The following is a 24247-nucleotide window of genomic DNA, read 5'->3' as shown; positions in this document are numbered from 1 at the left end:
GTGCCGTTGTTCCGTGTCAGTGGAGGCGCATTATAGGGAGTTCTGAGACGTTGACAAGCCCTGTTTTAAAAAAACTTTTCAACCGTCTCTTTTTTGTGCAAAACGCCCTTAAAGCGGCAGCTTTTCCAGCGTCTCAAAGCCGTAACGCTGCAAAACGGGTAAAAGCTGTTCAGTTTCTGCCGTCAGTGCCATGCAATAGGCCAGATTCGCGGCGCTGGATTTCGCATCCGGGGCCTCATGCTCAAGCAGCCAGACGGTACGACGGGCAATCGCGGCACCGGAATCGATCATTCGCGTGCCTTCCGGCAGTACCTGCTGCAGCTCTTCCTGTAATAGCGGGAAATGCGTACAGCCCAGCACAACCGTGTCAGGCGGCTCTGCCATGCGCAGCCACGGACGCAGAATACGCCGCAGTTCATCCAGTGGGACCGGCTCGCCGTGCAGCTTCGCTTCCGCCAGCTCAACCAGCTCCGCGGAACCCAGCATCTCTATTTTACATTCATTGGCAAAGCGGCTGATCAGTTCACGCGTATAGGGACGCTTCACCGTACCGCGCGTTGCCAGCAGGCCGACAATACCATTCGCCGTCAAACGGGCTGCGGGCTTAATCGCTGGAACGACGCCCACGACGGGAAATGCGAATTTGTCACGCAGGGCGGGAAGGGAAACGGTACTGGCTGTGTTACAGGCAATGACGGCCAGCGCCAACGGATAGCGTTGTTGTACAGCGGTGACGATGTCGAGCACGCGTTCAACGATAAATTCTTCGCTCTTCTCCCCATAAGGGAAAGCCACGTTATCGAAAGCGTAGATGTAATGCAGATTCGGCAGCAGCTGCCGAATCTCATTATAAACCGACAACCCACCGACGCCGGAGTCAAACACCAGCACGGTGGGACGTGGATCAGAAGGTGTAGCTGCCAGACAAGTAGTATTCTCGTCCTGCAGTTTGGTAGCCATAAGCTGTCTCGTAATCTTTATCGAACAGGTTGGCTATTTTACCACGAACTGTCAGGCGATCGGTGATCGGATACGCTGCAGAAACGTCAACTGTGCTGTAGCTTGGCAAAATCCTCTGCGTATTATTGTACTGAGAGGTGTTGTTATCGTAACGCTTGCCATAGTACTGCCACGATACATCCATATCGACGTTGAACATCGTCCAGTCCAGCTGGTACTTCGCCTGGCGTTTCGAGCGTCTGGCCAGGACTTCACCATTATCGTCATTACGCGGGTCGATGTACTGCAACGTGACGCGATGGCTGAAAATGCCGGTATCCACACTCCCTGTCCATTCAACCCCTTTAATCGTTGCGGCGTTGATATTGTCATACTCACCTTCATAGGTGACAGGGTCTGAGTAATAGGTAATCAGGTTAGTAATCTTGTAGTGATACGCGGACAGGCGCCAGTCCAGCGGGCCGGTGATCCCTTCAAGCCCTGCTTCCCATTGTTTCGACTCTTCAGGCTTCAGGTTTGGGTTTGAGTTGATACCAAAACGGGTGGATCCAAACTGTTGTCCCAGGGAAGGAGCAAGGAAGCCGGTACCATAGCCGAGCGTCACGCGATAGTTTTCAACGAACTCCCAACCGGCGGTGGTCTGCCAGGTTCCGTGCCAGCCAAACTGTTCGTCATGGTCTTCACGGCCAGAGGCTTCAAGAGTCACATCGCCAAACTGCTGCTGTCCGGTCAAATAAAGGCCCGTGTTATCGCGCTTGTAGGTATCCGATAGCACCGTGTCCGACGAGGTCAGACGCTGCTGCTGCCAGTCGACACCCGCACTCACCGAGCCATGACCGACAATAAAGTTGTTTCCCCACTGCAGATTACGCTGAGTCATGCGATCGAGCGTGGTGCCATCATTATAACGGCCATAAATACTGCTGTAGTTGTAGTCTTTGACCTTCTGGTAACTGGCAATAAGTTGCGAAGAGTAGATCCCGGAATTAAAGGTCAGGCCCGCATCCCAACTCTGGTTATAGAGTTGTTCCTCATCTGCGCTGTAGGATGGGCTGTAGGGCGGGCTTCCCAGATCGTAATCAGTGTTATTGGTATAACTACGACCGCGGAAGAAACCGGCAAAGTTATCGTTAAATTTATGCTCAAGGCTGCCCCAGAACGCTTTACTGCGGAAGCCATCGCGGTCCTGGTCGTGATCCCAGGTTGAGCCAGGCTGGACGTTAAAGCCCTTATTTCCCTCATAAGAACCTGCGACCGTCGCGACAGTATCCCCAAAGCGCTGGCGCAGGGTGCCATCATATTGCTGGTAACCTTTCGAACCGACGCCGGCGGTGATCTTAGATTGTTCCTTATCAGAATGGGTGATGACGTTAATCACCCCTCCCATCGCACCGGAGCCATAAATCGCTGAACGCGGGCCGCGGATATATTCCACACGCTGTACCAGCGAAAGCGGAATTTGGTTCAGATCGGGGTTATTGGTAATGCCAGGGCGGGACATGGGAACGCCGTCTACCAGCACCAGTACCTGTTTGGCTTCTGTACCGCGAATAAACAGAGAAGAAGATTGCCCCATCCCGCCATTCTGGGCGATGTCCACCCCCGGCAATCTCCGCATCACATCATTGAGATTTTTTGCCTGCCAGCGTTCGATATCTTCCCGGGTGACCACATCGGTCGGCGCAAGAACCGTATTGACCGGCTGTTGAAAGCGATTTGCTGTCACTACTAACGTATCTGAATGGCTGTCTTGCGCCCAGCCGGAAAATGCCGTGACGGAGAGAGCCGTCATCAGCGAAGCTTTTTTAATCATTGTAAAAGCATCCGTAACATATAAAGGATGCCGCGGGTTTCATCAGTAGCACGCGATGATAGAAACCAAATGCGACGTATTCCGGCAGGTCTTCGGGCTTGGGGCGTGTTATGGATGAAGACTTCCCACCAAATATCGGCAGTGTCTGCACAATGCGTTCATCCCACCATCCTTACCGCTGCGCGTCAGCCCCAGATTTACACTGGGTTCCCTTTTAACTCACAGGACCGGTTACACAATGCTATAATTAGCAACATATAGATGTCCAGACTTCTATAATTATATTTGATCCCTTATCTGGGCTGGACATCCCCGACGCTTTCCCTACAATCCCCGCGTACTTATTTTACTCAGGATGCATCATGACCCCCGAACACCTCCCCACCGAACAATATGAAGCGCAGCTGGCAGAAAAAGTCGTTCGTCTGCAAAAAATGATGGCGCCTTTTGCCGCGCTGGTTCCGGAGGTGTTTCGTTCGCCGGTCAGCCATTATCGTATGCGCGCGGAGTTTCGCCTGTGGCACGATGGCGACGACCTGTACCACATTATGTTCGATCCGCAGACGAAGTCCCGGATTCGCGTAGACAGCTTCCCGGCGGCCAGCGAGCTGATTAATCAGCTGATGACCGCAATACTCGACGGCGTGCGCAACAACCCGGTTTTGCGCCATAAGCTGTTCCAGGTCGACTATCTGACGACCATGAGCAATCAGGCCGTGGTGTCGCTGCTGTATCATAAAAAGCTCGACGACGCGTGGCGTCAGCAGGCCGAAGCATTACGCGATGCGCTGCGTGCGCAAAACCTCAACGTGCATCTGATTGGCCGGGCCACCAAAACCAAAATCGAGCTCGATCAGGACTATATTGATGAGCGCCTGCCGGTGGCTGGCCGTGAAATGATCTATCGTCAGGTAGAAAACAGCTTCACCCAGCCGAATGCCGCCATGAATATTCAGATGCTGGAGTGGGCGCTGGATGCCACCGCAGGAGCGACGGGGGATTTACTCGAGCTGTACTGCGGCAACGGTAATTTCTCGCTGGCGCTGGCGCGCAATTTTAATCGCGTCCTGGCTACGGAAATCGCCAAACCTTCCGTCGCGGCGGCGCAGTACAACATCGCGGCTAACCATATTGATAACGTGCAGATTATCCGGATGGCGGCAGAAGAGTTTACGCAGGCGATGAACGGCGTACGGGAGTTTAACCGCCTGCAGGGTATCGACCTGCAAAGCTATCAGTGTGAGACGATTTTCGTCGATCCGCCGCGCAGCGGGCTGGATAGCGAAACCGAGAAGATGGTGCAGGCGTACCCGCAAATTCTGTATATCTCCTGCAATCCGCAGACCCTGTGCCACAACCTGGAAACCTTAAGTCAGACCCACAACGTCACTCGCCTGGCGCTGTTCGATCAGTTCCCGTATACCCATCATATGGAATGTGGCGTGCTGTTAACGAAGAAGTAAGACGCCAGGAGAGAAACCCGGCAACGCGATGTTTGCCGGGTTAGCGCAGCAGAATTACTCCGCCGCCGCATCCTTACGGTTACGTATCCGGTAGCCAATCCAGAACACGGTGATGACCGACAGTACCGCCGGGAAGAAGTTAGAACCGATGTCCGGATACTCCGCACGCACCACGGTGCTATAAAGCAGAACGCCCAGAATAAAGCAGGCGGCCGCCAGGCCCGGCAACCCCACGGGCATACTACGATTCTGGTAGCGCTGATGCAGGCAGTAAATCGTCAGCAGCAGGGACAGAATCGGGAACAGGGAAAAGGGAACAATCGAGCTGAACAGCGCGGCGAAGGTTCCATTTATGGACAAACCAGCGATCAGTGCCAGCAACAGCGTACCTTTATCTTGAACTGAGTGTTTCATTGCTCGTCCTTCACGTTATTCGGAATGATGTGACATTTTTTCTTGTTCGCGGCGATACCAGTAATACGCGCCTTTCGAGATCATTCTGAGCTGCAGTACCAGCCGCTCCTCCAGCTGTCGGCGCTGTTCCAGACCGACGTCCAGCGCTTCAGCGCCGGCGCTGAAAACGATGGTGACCATAGCTTCAGCCTGCGCTTCGGTAAAGGCGCGCGGCATATGATTTTCGATTTCTAAATAGTCGGCAAGTTCCGCGATGAAATGCTGAATCTCGCGCGCCACGGCGGCACGAAACGCCGCGGAAGTGCCAGAACGTTCCCGCAGCAGCAGGCGGAAAGCGTTTGGGTTATTGCCAATAAATTCCATAAATGTGGAGACGGAGGTGCGTATCACGCTGCCGCCTTTGGCAATGCGCTGCCGCGCCTGGCGCATTAGCTGGCGTAGCATGAGTCCGCTCTCGTCGACCATCGTCAAACCTAGCTCATCGACATCACGAAAATGGCGATAAAAAGATGTCGGTGCAATCCCCGCTTCGCGCGCGACTTCACGCAAGCTCAAGCTGGCAAAACTGCGTTCAGCGCTAAGCTGACTGAATGCCGCTTCTACCAGCGAACGCCGGGTTTTCTCTTTTTGTAGCGCTCTTACACCCATCACGTTGTCTGAATCCTTCCAATAGCCCTGCTGGCACTATACCAGAGATTAAAACTAATCGGTTTACACTGCTTTGTGAATGATTGTTTACGAGCCGATTCTGCTTTTATGCCGCAAAAAAGCACAACGATAATTGGGTTAAACTGCGGCGAATGTTATCATCGTGTTTATTTTATGTATAAAACAGGTGAGTAATGCCATGTCACACTCTTGGGATTATGATGCAATAGTGATTGGTTCCGGCCCTGGCGGCGAAGGCGCCGCCATGGGACTGGTTAAGCAGGGAGCGCGCGTTGCCGTTATCGAGCGCTATCATAACGTCGGCGGTGGTTGTACCCATTGGGGCACCATCCCGTCGAAAGCACTCCGCCATGCCGTCAGCCGTATTATCGAGTTTAACCAGAACCCCCTCTACAGCGACCACTCCCGCCTTCTTCGTTCTTCCTTCGCCGACATTCTTAACCATGCCGACAGCGTCATTAACCAGCAAACCCATATGCGTCAGGGTTTCTATGAGCGCAACCACTGCGAAATTCTGCAGGGCAACGCGCACTTCGTTGATGAACACACACTGGCCCTGGAATGTCACGATGGTACCGTCGAGACGGTTACCGCCGAGAAATTCGTCATCGCCTGCGGCTCGCGCCCGTATCACCCGGCGGATGTCGATTTTTCCCACCCGCGCCTGTACGACAGCGACTCCATCCTCAGCCTTCAGCACGAACCGCGCCATGTGATCATTTACGGTGCCGGGGTCATTGGCTGCGAATACGCGTCGATTTTCCGCGGGATGGAAGTGAAGGTGGATCTGATCAACACCCGCGACCGTCTTCTGGCGTTCCTCGACCAGGAGATGTCCGACTCCCTCTCCTATCACTTCTGGAATAGCGGCGTGGTGATTCGTCACAACGAAGAGTACGAGAAAATTGAAGGCGTCGATGATGGCGTGATCATGCATCTGAAATCGGGCAAAAAGCTGAAGGCGGACTGTCTGCTGTATGCCAACGGTCGTACCGGTAATACCGATTCCCTGGCGCTGGAAAATATCGGCCTGCAAACCGATAGCCGCGGCCAGCTCAAGGTCAACAGCATGTACCAGACCGCGCTACCGCATATCTATGCCGTCGGCGACGTCATCGGCTACCCGAGCCTGGCTTCAGCGGCCTACGATCAGGGCCGCATCGCCGCACAGGCGTTGATTAAAGGCGAGGCTTCAGCCCACCTGATTGAAGATATCCCGACCGGCATCTACACCATTCCGGAAATCAGCTCGGTGGGTAAAACCGAGCAACAGCTGACGGCGATGAAAGTGCCATACGAAGTGGGCCGCGCGCAGTTTAAACATCTGGCGCGAGCGCAAATCGTTGGGATGAGCGTGGGGACGCTGAAGATTCTGTTCCATCGGGAGACGAAAGAGATCCTGGGGATTCACTGCTTTGGCGAACGCGCGGCCGAGATTATTCATATCGGCCAGGCGATTATGGAGCAGAAAGGTGGCGGTAACACCATTGAGTACTTCGTTAACACCACCTTTAACTACCCGACCATGGCGGAAGCCTATCGGGTCGCTGCGTTAAATGGCTTAAACCGCCTGTTTTAACGCGCTGTCGAAATGGCCATCCATAGTACTGCGGATGGCCTCCGCCAGATGCTCATAGCGGCTGCGCAGCGGCGAACCCGGACGGTAAACCAGCCCGATGGTACGTCTCGGTTCCGGCTTAATGCACGGAATATACACCACGCCATCGCGTTTTCTCTCCTGCGGCACCGCTAACGCCGGCAGCAGCGTGATGCCGCTGCCTGCGGCAACCATGTTGCGCAGCGTTTCAAGACTGGTGGCACGAAAATGGGTATCTTCATCCGCACCGGCCTCAAAACAGAAGCCCATTGCCTGATCGCGCAGACAGTGGCCGTCTTCCAGCATCAGCAGTTTTTCCCCGGCCAAATCTGACATCGGCACGCGGTCACGATTGGCCCACGGGTGATCTTCATAGATTGCCAGCATCATCGGCTCATCAAACAGCGGCACCTCGATAAAGGCCTCGCTCTCTTTCACCAGCGCGAGGATCGCGCAGTCAAGCTTACCGCTGTCCAGCTGAGCCAGCAGTTGATGCGTTTGTGCTTCATGCAGGTACATTTCCAGCTTTGGAAAAGTCTGGTGCAGCATCGGGATTATTTGTGGCAACAGATACGGGCCAATGGTCGGAATCAGGCCAATATGCAGCGGCCCGGACATGGTCTCGCCCTGTTGACTTGCCATTTCCTTGAGCACTTTGACTTCGCGTAACACGGTACGCGCCTGATCCACCAGCAACAGTCCGGCCTGGGTAAACAGCACCTTACGGCTGGTGCGCTCCAGCAGCATAACCCCCAGTTCATCCTCCAGCTTGCGGATTTGCCCGCTAAGCGTGGGTTGGCTGACGTGGCAGGAGTCCGCCGCACGCCGGAAGTGGCGGTGCTCGGCTAGCGCAACCAGGTATTCAAGATCGCGAATATTCATTATTCATCCTCCGTCGCCATGATAGTTCATGGCGATAGATAGCATAGCAACGAACGATTATCCCTATCAAGGTTTCTGTTCAATAATAAACCCAGAAACGAGGCGAAGGTCAGAAAATCACCTGAACGTCTCACCACTTTCCCTACCCGAACAACTAAAGCCAACGTGAACTTTTGCGGACCTTGTGTCCGCTTTTTTTTGCATAAAAAAGCCCGGGCAGAGCCCGAGCCTGTTTTATTCCTTTATCCCGTTCGTCTTACCCCGGAAAGCCAGGATTTACACCAGACGCTGTCTGGCGTCAGCCATCGCCTGCGCAACCTGCTTCGGTGAGACGCCGCCTTTTGCCGAGCGCTTATCGAGGCAGGACTGCAGCGACAGAATCGGATAGACATCGTCGGCAATCACGCGGCTAAATTTCTGCAGGTCAGCGAGGGCCAGCTCTTCCAGCGGTTTACCCTGCGCGATAGCTTCGACAACCGCTTCCCCTACAATATGGTGCGCTTCGCGGAACGGCACTCCTTTCGCTACCAGGTAATCCGCCAGCTCGGTGGCATTCGCATACCCCTGCTGCGCCGCTTCTTCGCAACGCGGGCGTTTGACCTGAATGCCATCCAGCACCAGCGCCGCCATATGCAGGCAATCAAGCCAGGTGTCGAGCGCATCGAACAACCCTTCTTTATCTTCCTGCATATCTTTGTTGTATGCCAGCGGCAGACCTTTCAGGGTCATCATCATGCCGGTCAGCGCCCCCTGGACGCGGCCGCATTTACCGCGGATCAGCTCGAGCGCATCAGGGTTCTTTTTCTGTGGCATCAGGGAAGAGCCGGAAGTGACGCGATCGGACAGCTCAATAAAACCGGCTTCGCCAGTATTAAAGAAAATCAGGTCTTCGGCGAAGCGGGACAGATGAACCATCCCAATCGACGCAGCGGAAAGCAGTTCCAGAACATGATCGCGGTCGGAAACGCTATCCAGGCTATTGCGGGTCGCGGAAGCAAAACCCAGCCAGCCGGCCAGCTGCTCACGGTCGATGTCGTAGGCGGTTCCTGCCAGCGCGCCGCAGCCCAAAGGGCTGACGTCCAGGCGTTTCAGGGCATCCTGCAGACGGCTTTCATCACGGGCCAGCATCTCAACATAGGCCAGGCACCAGTGAGCGAAGGTGACCGGCTGCGCACGCTGCAGGTGGGTATAACCCGGCATCACCGCATCCTGGTTGTTCTGTGCGGTATCCACCAGCGCGCTTTGCAGCTGACGGTTCGCGGAGAGCAGCTCCGCGACCGTATCCTTGCACCACAGCTTGAGATCGGTTGCCACCTGATCGTTACGGCTACGCCCGGTGTGCAGCTTCTTACCCAACTGGCCCACTTTATCGATCAGCTTGCCTTCCACCCAGCTGTGAATATCTTCCGCGTCGCTTTCCAGGATTTGCTGCGGATTAGCCCGCACCTCTTCCAGTAGCACGCTTAACGCCTCTTCGAGCTGCTGCTGCTCGGCGGCAGTGAGCACCCCCACCGTCACCAGCGCTTTAGACCAGGCGACAGAGCCAACGATATCCTGCTCCGCCAGGCGATAGTCGAAGCGCAAAGAGTCGTTGAACTGTTTGAACCGCTGATCTGCTGCCTGAGTAAAACGCCCGCCCCAGAGTGCCATAGTGTGCTTCCTTCAAATTGGTTTATTTCTACCGGGAAGCCATCGGCTGCCCGGTCTTCAAGATAATTAAATATCAGGCCAGAATACGCGTACCGATAGGCGTACCGTTAAACAATGCCGGCAGTTGCTCCGCATGGCGCCAGGAGGCGATATCCACCGGGCGACCGAGGGTACGCGCGGCATCCAGCGCGGCATTTACCTTGACGATCATCCCGTCGGTAATAATGCCTTGTTCGATCAGCTGCTCCGCCTTCGCGGCGGTCATTTCCGCAATACGCTGGCCTTTGCCATCGAGAATGCCGCTGACATCGGAAAGCAGGATCAGGTCCGCGCCGAGCGTCGCCGCCAGCGCGGTGGCCGCCTGGTCAGCGTTCACGTTCATCAGTTGCCCTTCATCCGTCACGCCGATAGAGCTGACCACCGGCAGGTAGCCGCCCGCCAGCAGCGTGTTAATCAGGGCCGGCGAACCCGGCTGCGCCAGGCCAACGTGGCCCAGCTCTTCATCAAGCTGAGTCACCTTAACGCTATCGCCATCGCCGAGGAACAGACCCACCGAAGCAAGATGATGTTTTTTCGCCCATGCCAGCAGCGTCTTATTGGCGGTCCCCGCCAGCGCGCCGGTAATAATATCGATTTGATCCGCTGGCGTGACCCGCAGACCATTTTTCTTATTCACCGGCAGATTGAGCTGTTTCATCAGCTCATCTACCACACAGCCGCCGCCGTGCACAATAATCAGCGGGCGATGATGCGTTTCACGGTAGTTAACCAGCGCGGTAAACAGGCGCTCCAGCGCCTCTTCGCTATCGAGTAACACGCCGCCGAGTTTGATAATTAATGGGTTCATCATCACACCTTAAATAAGAGACTGCGTCTCAGCAAAGCCGAAACGAATATTCGCGCACTGGACTGCCTGCGCCGCCGCGCCTTTCAGCAGATTATCTTCTGCCGCTACGACGATAATATGTTGGTCCTGAACCGCAAAACCGATATCACAGAATGGCAGACCTACGACGTTTTTCAATGCGGGAACGCCTTTATCGTATAAACGCACCAGCGGTTTATCGGCATAGGCCTGTTGGAAAGCGTCGGCAATCTGCTCTTTGCTGACGCCAGGCTGCAGACGGCAGGTGATGGTTTCCAGAATCCCACGCTTAAAGTTGCCGAGATGCGGGGTGAAAATCACCTCCGCGCCAAGATGGGTCGAGATTTCCGGATGGTGGCGATGATTAAACACGCCGTACGGCTGCAGGCTCACTTCACAGAAGCTATTGCCGATCGCCGCTTTACGACCCGCGCCGCTGACGCCGCTGGTCGCGTTGATCACCGGCCACTGGGTAAGATCCAGCAGCCCCGCATCGATCAGCGGTTTTAACGACAGCTGAGCCGCCGTCGGATAACAGCCCGGGACGGCGACTAAATTCGCCTCTTTCAGTTTGTCGACGCTCCACTCGGCCAGACCATAGACCGCCTGCTCGAGCAGCTCCGGATGCTGATGAGTAAAGCCGTAATATTTTTCATAGAACGCGCCGTCGTTGACGCGAAAGGCACCGGACAGGTCAAACACCACGCAGCCTGCGGCAAGGAACTGCGGCGCCAGGTCGTGGCTCACTTCATGGGCGGTCGCGAGGAAGACCACATCCACCCCGGCGCTAAATTCGCTGATATCTGACATCGGCTGCAGCGGCAAATCCACGATGCCTTTCAGCTGCGGATGCAAATCGGAAATGAATTTCCCTGCATCATTGCTTTGCGCGGAGACCGTCAAAGCGGTTATGGTCATATGAGGATGGCGATTTACATAGGTCACTAGCTCTGCGCCGGCATAACCGCTGGCACCCACAATCAGCGTATTCAACATCGGGGCTCTTCACCTTCTTACGTCATATTTGCCCAGGAAGCGTCACTCTTCCTCACCCTGTTAAGCCGTAAGAGCCTGGCCCTACATTCTGTGGGTTTTCTTACGCTCAACGATAATGTATTTTTATTCATAAATACTGCATGAATATTGATACTATCATGACCCGAGGTGTGTCAACAATGAAAAACAATTTACCGCCCTTTATCGAGATTTACCGCGCATTGATCGCCACACCTTCCATCAGCGCAACCGAAGAGGCGCTGGATCAAAGCAATGAGACTTTAATCAATTTACTGGCTGGCTGGTTCCGCGAAATTGGCTTCAATGTCGAAGTTCAGCCGGTACCGGATACGCGCAATAAATTCAACATGCTGGCCAGTACCGGCCACGGTGCCGGCGGCCTGCTGCTCGCCGGGCATACCGATACCGTGCCGTTTGACGACGGCCGCTGGACTCGCAATCCCTTTGTGCTCACCGAACACGACAATAAGCTGTACGGTCTCGGCACCGCCGACATGAAAGGCTTCTTCGCCTTTATTCTCGATGCCCTGCGCGATGTTGACGTCAGTAAGCTGAAAAAACCGCTCTACATCCTGGCTACCGCCGATGAAGAGACCAGCATGGCCGGCGCCCGCTACTTTGCCGAAACCACGCAGCTGCGCCCGGACTGCGCCATTATCGGTGAACCCACCTCTCTGCAGCCGGTACGGGCGCATAAAGGCCATATCTCCACCGCCGTGCGCGTTCAGGGCCAGTCCGGCCACTCCAGCGATCCCGCACGCGGGGTGAACGCCATCGAATTAATGCATGATGCCATTGGTCGTATCATGCAGCTGCGCGATTCGCTGAAAGAACGCTATCACTACGCTGCTTTCACCGTGCCGTACCCAACGCTCAACCTCGGATCGCTGCACGGCGGCGACGCCTCAAACCGCATCTGCGCCTGCTGCGAGCTGCATATGGATATTCGCCCGCTGCCGGGTATGACTCTCAACGATCTCAACGGACTGCTGGATGAAGCGCTGGCGCCGGTGAGCGAACGCTGGCCGGGCCGCCTGACCGTCTCCGAGCTGCATCCGCCGATTCCTGGCTATGAATGCCCACCGGATCATCAGCTGGTTCAGGTGGTCGAAAAGCTGCTCGGCGCGCAAACCGAGGTGGTGAACTACTGTACCGAAGCGCCGTTTATTCAGACGCTGTGCCCGACCCTGGTTTTAGGCCCCGGTTCCATTAATCAGGCCCACCAGCCGGATGAATATCTGGAAACCCGCTTTATTAAGCCGACCCGGGAGCTGATCGCCCAGGTCGTGCATCATTTCTGCTGGCATTAAAACAGCCCGCTCCCGCCTCTTTCAGCCGGGGCGGGACGGTGATATTTGTCACATTTCCATAAGCAACGCTTATCAGGCGACGCCTGAGTTAAATTTCGCAAATTGCCGCCATTTATTCGTTTGCTGAAGCGATTTCGCAACAATTGACGTGGGGGTTTTTACGTGGCTTTATAAAAGACGGCTGCTTATCCGCTGCTCACCGCTGCAGAGTACCGGATATAACAAAATAAAATGAGATGGGGTGTCTGGGGTAACATGAACGAACAATATTCCGCTTTGCGTAGTAATGTCAGTATGCTCGGTAAGGTGCTAGGCGATACCATCAAGGATGCACTGGGAGAGAACATTCTTGATCGTGTCGAAACTATCCGTAAATTGTCCAAGTCTTCTCGCGCCGGCAATGAAGCCAATCGCCAGGAACTGCTCACCACGCTGCAAAATTTGTCCAACGACGAGCTGCTGCCGGTCGCACGCGCTTTCAGCCAGTTTCTGAACCTGGCGAATACGGCGGAGCAATACCATAGCATTTCGCCAAACGGCGAAGCGGCCAGCAATCCGGAAGTGATTGCCCGCACCCTGCGAAAACTCAAAGACCAACCCCATCTCAACGAAGACACCATTAAAAAAGCGGTGGAGTCCCTGTCTCTGGAGCTGGTATTAACCGCTCACCCCACCGAGATCACCCGCCGTACGCTGATCCACAAAATGGTGGAAGTGAACAACTGCCTGAAGCAGCTTGATAACAAAGATATCGCGGATTACGAACATCATCAGCTGATGCGCCGTCTGCGCCAGCTGATCGCCCAGTCATGGCATACGGACGAAATCCGTAAGTACCGCCCAACCCCGGTTGATGAAGCAAAATGGGGTTTTGCCGTTGTTGAAAACAGCCTGTGGGAAGGGGTGCCAAACTACCTGCGCGAGATGAATGAGCAGCTGGAAGAGAACCTCAACTATCAGCTGCCGGTTGACTTCGTACCGGTACGCTTCACCTCCTGGATGGGCGGTGACCGTGACGGTAACCCAAATGTGACCGCCGATATCACCCGTCAGGTGTTGCTGCTGAGCCGCTGGAAAGCAACCGACCTGTTCCTGAAAGATATTCAGCTGCTGATTTCTGAACTGTCGATGGTCGAATGTACCGACGAACTGCGCGAACTGGCCGGCGCGGAAGGCGCGCAGGAACCGTATCGCTACCTGATGAAAAAGCTGCGTACCCAGCTGATGGAAACGCAGGTCTGGCTGGAAGCGCGCCTGAAAGGGCAGAAACTACCGAAACCTGCTGGCCTGATAACCCAGAACGAGCAGCTGTGGGAACCGCTTTACGCCTGCTATAAGTCGCTGCAGTCCTGCGGCATGGGCATTATCGCCAACGGTGAACTGCTAGATACCCTGCGCCGCGTGAAATCTTTCGGCGTACCGCTGGTACGTATCGACATTCGTCAGGAAAGCACCCGTCATACCGAAGCGCTGGGCGAGATGACCCGTTATCTCGGTATCGGCGATTACGAAAGCTGGTCGGAAGCCGACAAGCAGGCATTCCTGATCCGCGAACTGAACTCCAAACGTCCGCTGCTGCCACGCCAGTGGGAGCCGAGCAACGAAACCCGTGAAGTACTCGACACCTGCAAAGTGATCGCCGAAGCGCCGCACGGATCTATCGCCGCGTACGTGATCTCAATGGCGAAAACCCCGTCCGACGTGCTGGCGGTTCACCTGTTGCTGAAAGAGGCCGGTATTGGCTTCGCGCTGCCGGTCGCCCCGCTGTTTGAAACCCTGGACGATCTGAATAACGCCAATGACGTTATGACCCAGCTGCTGAATATCGACTGGTATCGTGGGTTTATTCAGGGCAAACAGATGGTCATGATTGGCTATTCCGACTCGGCGAAAGATGCCGGCGTGATGGCCGCCTCCTGGGCGCAGTATCAGGCACAGGACGCGCTGATCAAGACCTGCGAAAAAGCCGGTATTGAACTGACCCTGTTCCACGGTCGTGGGGGTTCCATCGGTCGCGGCGGCGCGCCGGCACACGCCGCGCTGCTTTCTCAGCCGCCGGGAAGCCTGAAAGGCGGCCTGCGCGTCACGGAACAAGGCGAGATGATCCGCTTTAAGTACGGTCTGCCAGAAGTCACTATCAGCAGTCTGTCGCTGTATACCAGCGCCGTGCTGGAGGCCAACCTGCTGCCGCCGCCGGAACCCAAACCGGAGTGGCGTCATATCATGGCCGAGCTCTCCGACATTTCCTGTGAAATGTACCGCGGCTACGTGCGTGAAAATAAAGATTTCGTTCCTTATTTCCGTTCGGCAACGCCGGAGCAGGAACTGGGTAAACTGCCGCTTGGCTCACGCCCGGCAAAACGCCGTGCAACCGGTGGCGTAGAATCCCTGCGCGCGATTCCCTGGATCTTCGCCTGGACTCAGAACCGCCTGATGCTGCCGGCCTGGCTGGGCGCGGGCACCGCGTTGCAGAAGGTGGTGGAAGATGGCAAGCAGAGCGAGCTGGAGACCATGTGCCGCGACTGGCCGTTCTTCTCTACCCGCCTCGGCATGCTGGAGATGGTGTTCTCGAAAGCCGACCTGTGGCTGGCGGAATACTACGATCAGCGTCTGGTGAAACCCGAACTGTGGGGCCTGGGCGAGGAGCTGCGCGAGCTGCTGTCCTCCGGGATTAATGTGGTCCTGGATATCGCGAACGATTCCCACCTGATGGCCGACCTGCCGTGGATTGCGGAGTCCATTCAGCTGCGTAACATCTATACCGACCCGCTGAACGTCCTGCAGGCGGAACTGCTGCACCGTTCGCGTCTGGCGGAAGAGGAAGGTAAAGAGCCCGATCCGCGCGTCGAACAGGCGCTGATGGTCACCATCGCGGGCGTTGCCGCCGGCATGCGTAACACCGGTTAATTTATCGGCTTTATAAACCCGGATAGCGGCGCTCACGCCGTATCCGGGCCCCGTATCCCCGGTCGGCATCGCGCTGACCGGGGATTTTTATTAATGATGCAGCATCTCGTCGACAATCTGCTCTTTATGCAGAGCATAAGGATAATAGGTCGGCCAGTTATCCATCTCTTTCAGTAACGCCTCCTGCGAGTCATTCCCCATAAAAATGTGGAAGTGCTGCGATTTCCGCGGGCCGATAATATGGTCGCTGAACTGCACGAACTTCGGCGCTTTCGAGTCCGCCTGCTGGCATTCGAACAGATAGCGCACGCCCTTCTTGCCGGAAGCATAGGTCAGGATCTTATAGCCGGAATAGGCGTACTGGCAGGCATTGACGGTTTTGCCAACGTGGAACTCCATCACGTTATCTTCAATACCAATCTGGTCTACATCGGTGGCATAGCCTTTCTTATAGTACTCCCGATATTCAGCCACGCTCTTGCCGCCCGCTTTTTTCGCTTTTTGCTCCAGTACCGGATCCAGATCGCCATTGAGCAGATACGGATTCACCGACTGCCAGATCCCGTCCCAGTCGCTTAGCGCCCGGTCCCTGACGTCTTTATCGGCAAAAACGCCTTCGCTCGCCTTAATCTCCGCCTCCGTTAGCGCGGGTCCATGGCTATGGTGGCCGTGAGCAAAGGTCTGGGTAGCGGCCAACAGCATGCCGATACCCAGCGCAAGGGCAGAACTCTTTCTGGTCATCACTCTCTCCTGAGTTAACTTTTGCAATGAAATGTTACGATATAACATATCATACACGTCGTGCAATACCGTTGACCCGCGCTTGCCGTGACTTTTGCCCTTTCCGCACTCTCCGGTATGATAAAAACGTGGCGCCTTCTCCGGAGCAAGAATGGATACCGATCTCAATCAACTCATCGACACGTTAATCAAAGGCCCGGCGGCTCTCCGCAAGATATTTTTTGCCACGGAAAACCGCCCGCTTGCCGATAATGTGTCGCAGGTTGACTTTCCGCGCCTCGAAATCGTGCTGGAAGGGCAGCTGAGCGATGCTGGCGTCAAGGCCGATCCGCCGATGCTTACCCAATATGACGTGCTGTTTGTCGCCGCGGGCCGCTGGAATTTTCCCCGCTGGCACACCCCCTGCGCCACCCTGAGCATCGTATTTGGCAAGCAGCAGTTAGAGTTCACGGTCAAACGCTGGAACGGCAAGACGCTGAACGTTGAGGAAAAGCTGCAGATTCCCCGCCGCGGCCCGCGGGTGGGATCCTTTCTGCTGCAGGCGCTCAATGAGATGCAGATGCAGCCCCGGGAACAGCATACCGCCCGCTGGATCGTCATCAGCCTGCTGAGCCACTGTACCGATCTGCTCGGCAGCCAGGTGCAAACCGCTTCCCGCAGCCAGGCGCTCTTCGAGGCTATCCGTAAATATATCGACAGCCATTTCGCCGAGCCGTTAAGCCGGGAATCGGTGGCCCAGGAATTTTATCTCTCGCCCAACTATCTCTCCCACCTGTTCCAGAAATGCGGCCCCATGGGATTTAACGAGTACCTGAATCACATCCGCCTCGAACAGGCGCGGATGCTGTTAAAGGGCCATGATATGAAGGTCAAGGATGTCGCGCATGCCTGCGGCTTCGCCGACAGTAACTATTTCTGCCGTCTGTTTCGTAAAAATACCGAGCGCTCGCCATCGGAATATCGCCGCCAGTATCACAGCCAGTTAACGGAAAAACAGCGCCAGGCAGAAACTAGATTTTTGTAAGTACGCAATGGTAGTGCCGCAGCCCTCCCCCGGTAATCGCCAGGAGTAGCGGGAAAACGTGATCTAAATCATCCTTAGCCGCAATGCGTACATTTATCCAGTTTTTGGCAAATTTGTCATCTGGCGAGCCGCCGGCGACAGGCCGTATCCTTACCTCAACATCACTGAATTGAGAATCGAGGAAAGGCTATGGAACTCTATCTGGACACCGCGAACGTAGCAGAAGTTGAACGCCTGGCACGCATCTATCCGCTGGCCGGGGTCACCACCAACCCGAGCATTATCGCCGCCGGTAAAACGCCGATCTGGGAGGTTCTGCCGCGCCTGCAAAAAGCCGTCGGGCCAGAGGGCACCCTGTTTGCCCAGACCATGAGCCGCGATGCCGACGGGATGGTTGCTGAAGCCAAACGCCTGAGCAATGCCGTTCCGGGCATTGTGGTGAAAATTCCGGTGACTGCCGAGGGTCTTGCCGCCATCAAACTGCTGAAGAAAGAGGGCATCCCGACGCTGGGTACCGCGGTCTACAGCGCGTCCCAGGGTCTGCTGGCCGCGCTGGCGGGCGCCAGATATGTCGCCCCTTACGTCAACCGCGTCGATGCCCAGGGGGGTGATGGCATTCGCATGGTGCAGGAGCTGCAATCCCTGCTGGAGCAGCACGCGCCGGAAAGCAAAGTGCTGGCCGCCAGCTTTAAAACTCCGCGCCAGGCGCTGGATTGCCTGCTGACCGGTTGTGAGGCGATTACCCTTCCCTTAGACGTAGCGCAACAAATGCTCGGCACTCCCGCGGTAGAGTCAGCCATAGAGAAGTTTGAGCAGGACTGGAATAAGGCTTTTGGCAATCTGAACCTGTAACCCGATCGGCGTGCCGCCAGAGGGCGGCATCACGACCATCAGGAGGAATACAAATGGATCGCATTATTCAATCCCCGGGCAGATACATTCAGGGTGCGAACGTCATCACCCGCCTTGGCGACTATCTCAAACCGCTGGCCGAATGCTGGCTGATTGTGGGCGACAAATTCGTGCTCGGCTTCGCCGAAGAGAAGCTGCGCAAAAGCCTGACCGATGCCGGTCTGGTAGCAGAAATCGCTCCCTTTGGCGGTGAGTGTTCGCATAATGAAATCAATCGTCTGCGTGAAATCGCCAGCGCCGCTCGCTGTAATGCGGTGCTGGGTATCGGCGGCGGGAAAACGCTGGATACCGCGAAAGCATTAGCTCACTTTATGCATCTTCCGGTGGTCATTGCCCCGACCATTGCCTCAACGGACGCCCCCTGCAGCGCCCTCTCGGTTATCTATACCGACGAGGGGGAGTTTGACCACTACCTGATGCTGCCGCGCAACCCCAACATGGTGATTGTCGATACGCAGATTGTCGCCGGTGCGCCGCCACGCCTGCTGGCTGCCGGTATCGGTGATGCGCTGGCCACCTGGTTTGAGGCCCGCGCCTGTTCACGCAGCGGCGCCACGACGATGGCGGGCGGCAAATGCACCCAGGCGGCGCTGGCGTTGGCTGAACTGTGCTACAACACGCTGCTCGAAGAAGGTGAAAAAGCGATGCTGGCGGCGGAGCAGCATGTCGTCACGCCGGCGCTGGAGAAAGTTATTGAAGCCAATACCTATCTGAGTGGCGTCGGCTTTGAAAGCGGCGGCCTGGCGGCGGCCCACGCGATTCATAACGGCCTGACCGCGATTGCGGATGCGCATCACTACTATCACGGTGAAAAGGTCGCCTTCGGGACGCTGACGCAGCTGGTACTGGAAAATGCCCCGGTGGAAGAGATCGAAACCGTCGCCGCGCTGTGCCACAGCGTCGGCCTGCCGATCGCCCTGGCGCAGCTGGATATAAATGAGGATATTCCGGGCAAGATGCGTACCGTGGCGGAAGCCGCCTGCACAGAGGGAGAAACTATCCATAATATGCCGGGCGGCGCCACGGCGGATCAGGTCTACGCCGCGCTACTGGTCGCCGATCGGTACGGTCAACGTTTTCTCCATGAGTGGGAATAAAACACCATGGCCCTCATTGAGGGCCATTTTTTTACACCGCCGGGCGTACGCCCAGGGTGTGGCAAATTGCGTAGCTCATCTCAGCGCGGTTCAGGGTATAGAAGTGGAAATCCTTCACCCCTTCGCGGCTTAGGATCTTCACCATGTCCATGGCGATGTTCGCGCCGACCAGTTGACGAGTTTCCGCATCGTTATCCAAACCTTCAAACATTTTCGACATCCAGGTGGGAATACGCACGTTGGTCATGTCGGCAAATTTTTTCGCCTGCTTGAAGTTAGACACCGGCAGAATGCCCGGGATAATTTCGACATCGATACCGGCGGAGACGCAGCGATCGCGGAAACGCAGATAGCTTTCAACATCAAAGAAGAACTGGGTAATCGCGCGGTTAGCGCCCGCATCGACTTTGCGCTTCAGGTTCAGCAGATCCGCCTGCGCGCTTTTGGCTTCCGGATGCACCTCGGGATAAGCCGCAACGGAAATATCAAAATCCCCGACCTCTTTCAGCAGCGTCACCAGATCGGCCGCATACATGTCAGGTTTACCGCTACCCGGCGGCAGGTCGCCGCGCAGAGCGACGATATGGCGAATGCCGTTGTTCCAGTAATCCTGAGCGATCGTACGCAGCTCATCGCGGCTGGCGTCGATACAGGTCAGATGCGGGGCCGCTTCCAGACCGGTACGTTCTTTAATGCCTTTGATGATGCTATGGGTGCGGTCACGCTCGCCGGAGTTGGCGCCATAGGTCACCGAGACAAACCTGGGCTTCAGGCTGCTTAAACGATCGATGGACTTCCACAGGGTTTGCTCCATTTCACTGGTGCGCGGCGGGAAGAATTCAAAGGACACGTTAATCTGGCCCTGCACTTCTGCCAGGCTTTGATTCAGGGCTTCCCGCTGATTGGCGTGAAAAAAGCTCATACCTTACCTCATCAATCGCATTTATTGTTTGTTGTGCTGCGAACTTCTATACGTTTAGACGTCCAGATGTAAAAATGACGGAAAAGAGAGCACGCGTCAATAGAAAAATCAGCGTAAAGAGTGAGGAATCTTCAGCGAAGATGAGATTAATTCATATCATCCGGCGCTAAGGTAATGATTCTTCAATGAACGGAAGCAACCACGCGCGCAAAGCCTCATCGCCTGGACGAGTCAATAATCCCAGCGGCAGGCGCAGCCGGCTATCCGCCAGCGGCTGAAACACCACCCCCTGGCGCTGAATTGCGGCAAAGGACGCCGGAAGCAGGTTCATCCCTTCCCCACGCGCAATGCGCGCCAGCAGCACATCATGCTCGGCAGGCTCCTCGACATACGCGGGCGTATAACCAATACGCGCGAAAATACGCCGGGTCGCGTCAAAAAAGGCCGGGTTGCGTTCCCGGTTAAACCAAAACAGCGGACGATGATTGAGCGCGTTTAAGCTCAGGCTCGCCAGAGCGGACTCCGGCCATGACGCTGGCAGCGCGACAATCAGCGCTTCCTGATAGGGCAAGGGGGAAAGCGTTAAGCCTTCGGCATCCAGCGGCAGCGCGACCAGCGCGGCGTCCAGCTTACCTTTACGTACCTGTTGAGCCAGCGTGGGCGAAGCCTGGCGAAAGATATGTCGCGCGCTGACATGGCCACCCAGAGCCGCTTCCACAGGCGCAAAGACCCCCTGTTCAAAGGCGGTGGTCAACCCCAGCCGCAACGGCTGCTGTCGGTTATCGGCAAGCTGACTGAGGGCGCCCAGCGTCTGCTCCTGCAACGCCAGCAGCGGACGGACGATCTCCAGCACCCGCTGGCCATCCCCGGTAAGAATCAACCCCCGGGTATGGCGGATAAACAACCGGACTCCCAGCTGCGCTTCCAGATGGCGGATATGGCGGCTCAGCGGCGGCTGGGAGATGAATAACCGCTGCGCAGCCCGACTGATATTGTTCTCTTCCGCTACCACCGCAAAATAGCGCAGCAGACGGATATCAAGAGCATGGAGGTGTAAATTTGTCATACCGGAAAGGTATCACGAAAAGGGTATTACTCAAGTCCGCTAAACATCCCTAACCTTGCTCACAACACACGAAAATAAAGAGGAAAGGTCATGACATCAGAACGTTATACCACCGGTCTGGAAATGCTGCGGCGCGTTGACGGTAAAGGCGGCGATGCCGTCGTCAGGAGCCTGCAGGCTATCGCCCCCGACTTTGCCCGCTACCTGATTGAGTTCCCGTTTGGCGATATCTACGCCAGACCGGGGCTGGATTTACGCAGCCGTGAAATCGCCACCATTGCCGCCTTAACGGCGCTGGGCAACGCCGCGCCACAGCTAAAAGTACATATCGCCGCGGGATTACACGTGGGTCTGACGCAGGAGGAGATTATCGAAACGATCATGCAGATGGCGGTATATGCCGGGTTCCCGGCAGCCTTGAATGGTCTGTTCGCCGCAAAAGAGGTGTTGGCGGCGCGCTAACGCCATGAGACCAGGCGCAGCCTGGTCTCATGAAAAGTCAGGATTACAGCAGCTGCGCCAGGCGGTTAATATCCGACTGAATCGCGCCCGCGGTGACATCGCGACCGGCACCCGGGCCACGGATCACCAGCGGGTTATCGCGGTACCAGCGGCTCTCGATGGCGAAGACGTTATCACACGGCAGCAGCGCCGCCAGCGGGTGCTCCTCACGTACGGCTTCAACGCCGACGCGCGCCTTCCCGTTGGCATCAAAACGCGCTACGTAGCGCAGAACCAGCCCCAGCTCACGGGCGGCTTCCAGACGCTGCAGCATCTGCTCGTTCAGCTCCTCGCCATTCTCAAAGAAGTGATCGACGGACCCCTCTTCGCAATGCGCGGGCACCAGAGATTCGACCCGTACCTGATCCGGTTCGATGTCATAACCGGCTTCACGGGCGAGAATAACCAGCTTACGCATCACGTCTTTCCCCGCCAGGTCAACGCGCGGGTCCGGCTCCGTCAGACCCTGCTGCCAGGCCTGATCGACCAGATCGGTAAACGGCACGCTACCGTCAAACTGCAGGAACAGCCAGGAGAGCGTACCGGAGAAAATACCGCTCAGCGCGAGGATGGTATCGCCGCTATCAATCAGATCGCGCACCGTGTGGTTGACCGGCAGGCCGGCGCCGACGGTGGCGTTGTACAGCCAGTGGCGGCCCGTTTTCTCAAACGCGTCGTGAATCTGGCGATATTTGTCGCTGCTGCTGGCGCCGGCCAGCTTGTTGGCGCTGATCACGTGGAAACCATGGCTGGCGAAATCGAGGTACTGATCGGCCAGCTGCTCGCTGGCGGTGACGTCCAGCACCACTAAATCATCATACGGATGGGCGCGCATCCACAGGAACAGCGACTCTTCATCCTGTTCTACGGCTTCATCATTAAAGAACGCCAGCGCGCGGCTGGCGTCCAGACCTTGGTAGTTGAGCAGGCTGCGGCGGCTATCGACCACCCCGGCGAGCACGAACTCAAAGCCGGTGCGGGCAGAGAGCGTGGTCTGCTCGCGGGCGAACAGCTCCAGCCAGCGCGAACCGATATTGCCTTTACCGAACAGCACCAGGCCAATGCGTTTCTCCGCGCGGAACAGAGTCTGATGCAGACCCTGAATCAGGCTTTCCGTCGGACCCGCGCGCAGCACCGCCACCAGGCTAATTCCCTCTTCCGACTGCCAGGTAAACTCAACCGGCTGTCCCTTCAGCTGCTGCCAGAAACGGTGGCAATGCAGCGGGTTACGGCTAACGCCTGCGCCCACCATCGCCACCAGCGCCAGCTTCTGACGCAGACGCAGTTCACCCGGCAGACCGGCTTCATCCAACAGGCGCAGCGCGCTGTCGGCCACCTCCGAGGTGTAGCAGAACTGCAGCAGCTTACGGTCGGCATGCACGCCCACCGCCAGCGGACGCAGCTGGGCGCGTTTAAAGATAAGATCCAGCTCCTTGTGCGCCAGCTTGAAATCCTGACCGGCAGGCACCTGGAACTCAATCAGGCATACGTCATCGTGGCTGGTGACGATGCGCGCGCCGGTACCGGAAGCCAGGACGCGTTCAATACGCGTAGAACCTTGATCGGGCGTATAGCTACAGCGTAATTGCAAATCGATATCGCTGCCGGAGACCGGCTGAAGCGTGCGGGCGTGCAGCACCGGCGCCGCCAGACGCGCCAGCTCGCTGGCTTCATCGAGACGCAGCAGCGGCAACAGGCAGGCGTCTTTCACCTTGCGCGGGTCAGCGCTGTAGACTCCGGCAACGTCACTCCAGATGGTCACGCGGGAGGCGCCCGCCAGAGCGCCGATCTGGGTGGCGGAATAGTCGGAACCGTTACGCCCCAGCAGGACGGTTTCACCGGCGTTGTTACGCGCGATAAATCCGGTTACCACCAGGCGTTTATTGGGATGTTGCGCCATCAGCTGCTGCAGCAGCGGGTAGGATAAACCTTCATCCACCTGCGGCTGAGCGGAGCGCTCGGCGCGCAGGAAACTGCGCGCATCAAGCCAGGCCGCTTCCAGACCCAGCTGGTTGAGGACCGCCGCCATCAGGCGCGCGGACCACACTTCACCGTGGCCGACGACTTCAGCGTATACCGCATCGGTCACGCCACTATCCAGCAGGCCGGCAAGACGTTCAAGATCGTGAATAAAGGTCGCGATCAGCGTATCAGCGGCCTCCGCTGACAGCAGGCTGGTAATCAGATCGATGTGATAACGGCGCAGCGTCTGCTGCACCTGATGCGCAGAGAGGCGATCGGTCTGGCTGAGCTTCAGCCAGCTAATCAGCTGGTTGGTGGTGCTGCCCGCGGCGGAGACAACCATCATGTCGCCGGCCTGCGAGTATTCCGTCATGATCCCCGCGACGCGCAGGTAACATTTCGCATCCGCTAAACTACTCCCACCAAATTTGTGCAGCTGACGACCCTTCGCCCCTGCCTGCGCAATCACACTCAT

Annotated in this window: 20 protein-coding genes and 1 riboswitch; of the genes, 8 read left to right on the top strand and 12 right to left on the bottom strand. The window is 56.5% G+C overall.

Translation table 11 applies throughout. From position 1 onward, the window contains the following. Positions 1 to 108: 108 nt before the first annotated feature. On the bottom strand, positions 109 to 960 hold the full coding sequence (gene murI / locus EDF73_RS26025; protein WP_132731836.1) for a glutamate racemase: 852 nt from the start codon (positions 958 to 960) through the stop codon (positions 109 to 111). After that, on the bottom strand, positions 905 to 2773 hold the full coding sequence (btuB, locus tag EDF73_RS26020; RefSeq protein WP_132731835.1) for a TonB-dependent vitamin B12 receptor BtuB: 1869 nt from the start codon (positions 2771 to 2773) through the stop codon (positions 905 to 907). The genes murI and btuB overlap by 56 nt, the downstream gene beginning before the upstream one ends. Positions 2774 to 2838: 65 nt before the next feature. Then, positions 2839 to 3020: riboswitch (cobalamin riboswitch) on the bottom strand. Positions 3021 to 3135: 115 nt separating this feature from the next. Between btuB and trmA the strand changes: the two genes are divergently transcribed. Next, positions 3136 to 4236 (top strand): tRNA (uridine(54)-C5)-methyltransferase TrmA, encoded by a 1101-nt coding sequence (gene trmA, locus EDF73_RS26015; RefSeq protein WP_132731834.1) that lies wholly within the window; start codon positions 3136 to 3138, stop codon positions 4234 to 4236. Between the two features lie 54 nt (positions 4237 to 4290). Here the strand turns inward: trmA and EDF73_RS26010 are convergent, their stop codons facing one another. After that, positions 4291 to 4650: a YijD family membrane protein gene (locus tag EDF73_RS26010; RefSeq protein WP_132731833.1), complete on the bottom strand. Its 360-nt coding sequence runs from the start codon at positions 4648 to 4650 to the stop codon at positions 4291 to 4293. Between the two features lie 15 nt (positions 4651 to 4665). Then, complete coding sequence (gene fabR, locus EDF73_RS26005) at positions 4666 to 5301, bottom strand: HTH-type transcriptional repressor FabR (protein WP_132731832.1); 636 nt, start codon at positions 5299 to 5301, stop codon at positions 4666 to 4668. 196 nt (positions 5302 to 5497) lie between these two features. Between fabR and sthA the strand changes: the two genes are divergently transcribed. After that, on the top strand, positions 5498 to 6898 hold the full coding sequence (gene sthA / locus EDF73_RS26000; protein WP_132731831.1) for a Si-specific NAD(P)(+) transhydrogenase: 1401 nt from the start codon (positions 5498 to 5500) through the stop codon (positions 6896 to 6898). Here the strand turns inward: sthA and oxyR are convergent. The 4 genes from oxyR to argC form a co-directional block, all read right to left on the bottom strand. Continuing rightward, positions 6881 to 7798 carry a DNA-binding transcriptional regulator OxyR gene (gene oxyR, locus EDF73_RS25995; RefSeq protein WP_132731830.1) on the bottom strand — a complete coding sequence of 306 codons (918 nt, stop codon included), beginning with the start codon at positions 7796 to 7798 and terminating at the stop codon, positions 6881 to 6883. The genes sthA and oxyR overlap by 18 nt on opposite strands. 276 nt (positions 7799 to 8074) lie before the next feature. Beyond that, positions 8075 to 9448 (bottom strand): argininosuccinate lyase, encoded by a 1374-nt coding sequence (gene argH / locus EDF73_RS25990; RefSeq protein ID WP_132731829.1) that lies wholly within the window; start codon positions 9446 to 9448, stop codon positions 8075 to 8077. A 73-nt stretch (positions 9449 to 9521) separates the two neighbouring features. After that, entirely contained in the window at positions 9522 to 10298 is a 777-nt protein-coding gene (gene argB / locus EDF73_RS25985) for an acetylglutamate kinase (RefSeq protein ID WP_132731828.1), read from the bottom strand. A 6-nt stretch (positions 10299 to 10304) separates the two neighbouring features. Continuing rightward, positions 10305 to 11309: an N-acetyl-gamma-glutamyl-phosphate reductase gene (gene argC / locus EDF73_RS25980; RefSeq protein WP_132731827.1), complete on the bottom strand. Its 1005-nt coding sequence runs from the start codon at positions 11307 to 11309 to the stop codon at positions 10305 to 10307. A gap of 179 nt (positions 11310 to 11488) precedes the next feature. Here argC and argE point away from each other — a divergent pair, with 179 nt between their 5' ends. After that, positions 11489 to 12640: an acetylornithine deacetylase gene (argE, locus tag EDF73_RS25975; RefSeq protein WP_132731826.1), complete on the top strand. Its 1152-nt coding sequence runs from the start codon at positions 11489 to 11491 to the stop codon at positions 12638 to 12640. Positions 12641 to 12895: 255 nt separating this feature from the next. Then, on the top strand, positions 12896 to 15547 hold the full coding sequence (ppc, locus tag EDF73_RS25970; RefSeq protein ID WP_132731825.1) for a phosphoenolpyruvate carboxylase: 2652 nt from the start codon (positions 12896 to 12898) through the stop codon (positions 15545 to 15547). 90 nt (positions 15548 to 15637) lie between these two features. Here ppc and zinT read toward each other — a convergent pair whose 3' ends face one another. Next, positions 15638 to 16288: a metal-binding protein ZinT gene (gene zinT / locus EDF73_RS25965; protein ID WP_132731824.1), complete on the bottom strand. Its 651-nt coding sequence runs from the start codon at positions 16286 to 16288 to the stop codon at positions 15638 to 15640. 151 nt (positions 16289 to 16439) lie between these two features. Here zinT and EDF73_RS25960 point away from each other — a divergent pair, with 151 nt between their 5' ends. The 3 genes from EDF73_RS25960 to EDF73_RS25950 all read left to right on the top strand — a co-directional run bounded on the left by EDF73_RS25960 (position 16440) and on the right by EDF73_RS25950 (position 19321). Then, the gene (locus EDF73_RS25960; protein WP_132731823.1) at positions 16440 to 17312 is read left to right on the top strand and encodes an AraC family transcriptional regulator; all 873 of its coding nucleotides are present in this window, start codon (positions 16440 to 16442) and stop codon (positions 17310 to 17312) included. A 189-nt stretch (positions 17313 to 17501) separates the two neighbouring features. Further along, complete coding sequence (gene fsa / locus EDF73_RS25955; protein WP_132731822.1) at positions 17502 to 18164, top strand: fructose-6-phosphate aldolase; 663 nt, start codon at positions 17502 to 17504, stop codon at positions 18162 to 18164. Between the two features lie 53 nt (positions 18165 to 18217). Then, positions 18218 to 19321 (top strand): glycerol dehydrogenase, encoded by a 1104-nt coding sequence (locus tag EDF73_RS25950; RefSeq protein ID WP_132731821.1) that lies wholly within the window; start codon positions 18218 to 18220, stop codon positions 19319 to 19321. Between the two features lie 31 nt (positions 19322 to 19352). Here EDF73_RS25950 and metF read toward each other — a convergent pair whose 3' ends face one another. Both metF and EDF73_RS25940 read right to left on the bottom strand, forming a co-directional pair. Next, entirely contained in the window at positions 19353 to 20243 is an 891-nt protein-coding gene (metF, locus tag EDF73_RS25945; protein ID WP_132731820.1) for a methylenetetrahydrofolate reductase, read from the bottom strand. A 166-nt stretch (positions 20244 to 20409) separates the two neighbouring features. Next, on the bottom strand, positions 20410 to 21309 hold the full coding sequence (locus EDF73_RS25940; RefSeq protein WP_132731819.1) for a LysR family transcriptional regulator: 900 nt from the start codon (positions 21307 to 21309) through the stop codon (positions 20410 to 20412). Between the two features lie 90 nt (positions 21310 to 21399). Here EDF73_RS25940 and EDF73_RS25935 point away from each other — a divergent pair, with 90 nt between their 5' ends. Then, positions 21400 to 21771, top strand: coding sequence for a carboxymuconolactone decarboxylase family protein (locus EDF73_RS25935; RefSeq protein WP_132731818.1), 372 nt, complete (start codon positions 21400 to 21402; stop codon positions 21769 to 21771). Positions 21772 to 21814: 43 nt separating this feature from the next. On the opposite strand, the gene EDF73_RS25930 is transcribed toward EDF73_RS25935, so the two are convergent. Next, positions 21815 to 24247: a bifunctional aspartate kinase/homoserine dehydrogenase II gene (locus EDF73_RS25930; protein ID WP_132731817.1), complete on the bottom strand. Its 2433-nt coding sequence runs from the start codon at positions 24245 to 24247 to the stop codon at positions 21815 to 21817.

It is taken from the genome of Klebsiella sp. BIGb0138 (assembly GCF_004342285.1).
Lineage (GTDB): Bacteria > Pseudomonadota > Gammaproteobacteria > Enterobacterales > Enterobacteriaceae > Klebsiella.
This window is presented reverse-complemented; position numbering and strand designations above follow the sequence as displayed.

Excerpts from the sequence above, each read along its gene's own strand:
- argC (WP_132731827.1), bottom strand. The coding sequence starts at position 11,309 with ATGTTGAATACGCTGATTGTGGGTGCCAGCGGTTATGCCGGCGCAGAG.
- EDF73_RS25950 (WP_132731821.1), top strand. The coding sequence starts at position 18,218 with ATGGATCGCATTATTCAATCCCCGGGCAGATACATTCAGGGTGCGAAC.
- ppc (WP_132731825.1), top strand. The coding sequence starts at position 12,896 with ATGAACGAACAATATTCCGCTTTGCGTAGTAATGTCAGTATGCTCGGT.
- metF (WP_132731820.1), bottom strand. The coding sequence starts at position 20,243 with ATGAGCTTTTTTCACGCCAATCAGCGGGAAGCCCTGAATCAAAGCCTG.
- EDF73_RS25960 (WP_132731823.1), top strand. The coding sequence starts at position 16,440 with ATGGATACCGATCTCAATCAACTCATCGACACGTTAATCAAAGGCCCG.
- argE (WP_132731826.1), top strand. The coding sequence starts at position 11,489 with ATGAAAAACAATTTACCGCCCTTTATCGAGATTTACCGCGCATTGATC.
- argH (WP_132731829.1), bottom strand. The coding sequence starts at position 9,448 with ATGGCACTCTGGGGCGGGCGTTTTACTCAGGCAGCAGATCAGCGGTTC.
- zinT (WP_132731824.1), bottom strand. The coding sequence starts at position 16,288 with ATGACCAGAAAGAGTTCTGCCCTTGCGCTGGGTATCGGCATGCTGTTG.
- EDF73_RS26010 (WP_132731833.1), bottom strand. The coding sequence starts at position 4,650 with ATGAAACACTCAGTTCAAGATAAAGGTACGCTGTTGCTGGCACTGATC.
- EDF73_RS25940 (WP_132731819.1), bottom strand. The coding sequence starts at position 21,309 with ATGACAAATTTACACCTCCATGCTCTTGATATCCGTCTGCTGCGCTAT.
- oxyR (WP_132731830.1), bottom strand. The coding sequence starts at position 7,798 with ATGAATATTCGCGATCTTGAATACCTGGTTGCGCTAGCCGAGCACCGC.
- argB (WP_132731828.1), bottom strand. The coding sequence starts at position 10,298 with ATGATGAACCCATTAATTATCAAACTCGGCGGCGTGTTACTCGATAGC.
- sthA (WP_132731831.1), top strand. The coding sequence starts at position 5,498 with ATGTCACACTCTTGGGATTATGATGCAATAGTGATTGGTTCCGGCCCT.
- EDF73_RS25930 (WP_132731817.1), bottom strand. The coding sequence starts at position 24,247 with ATGAGTGTGATTGCGCAGGCAGGGGCGAAGGGTCGTCAGCTGCACAAA.
- btuB (WP_132731835.1), bottom strand. The coding sequence starts at position 2,773 with ATGATTAAAAAAGCTTCGCTGATGACGGCTCTCTCCGTCACGGCATTT.
- murI (WP_132731836.1), bottom strand. The coding sequence starts at position 960 with ATGGCTACCAAACTGCAGGACGAGAATACTACTTGTCTGGCAGCTACA.
- fsa (WP_132731822.1), top strand. The coding sequence starts at position 17,502 with ATGGAACTCTATCTGGACACCGCGAACGTAGCAGAAGTTGAACGCCTG.
- trmA (WP_132731834.1), top strand. The coding sequence starts at position 3,136 with ATGACCCCCGAACACCTCCCCACCGAACAATATGAAGCGCAGCTGGCA.
- EDF73_RS25935 (WP_132731818.1), top strand. The coding sequence starts at position 21,400 with ATGACATCAGAACGTTATACCACCGGTCTGGAAATGCTGCGGCGCGTT.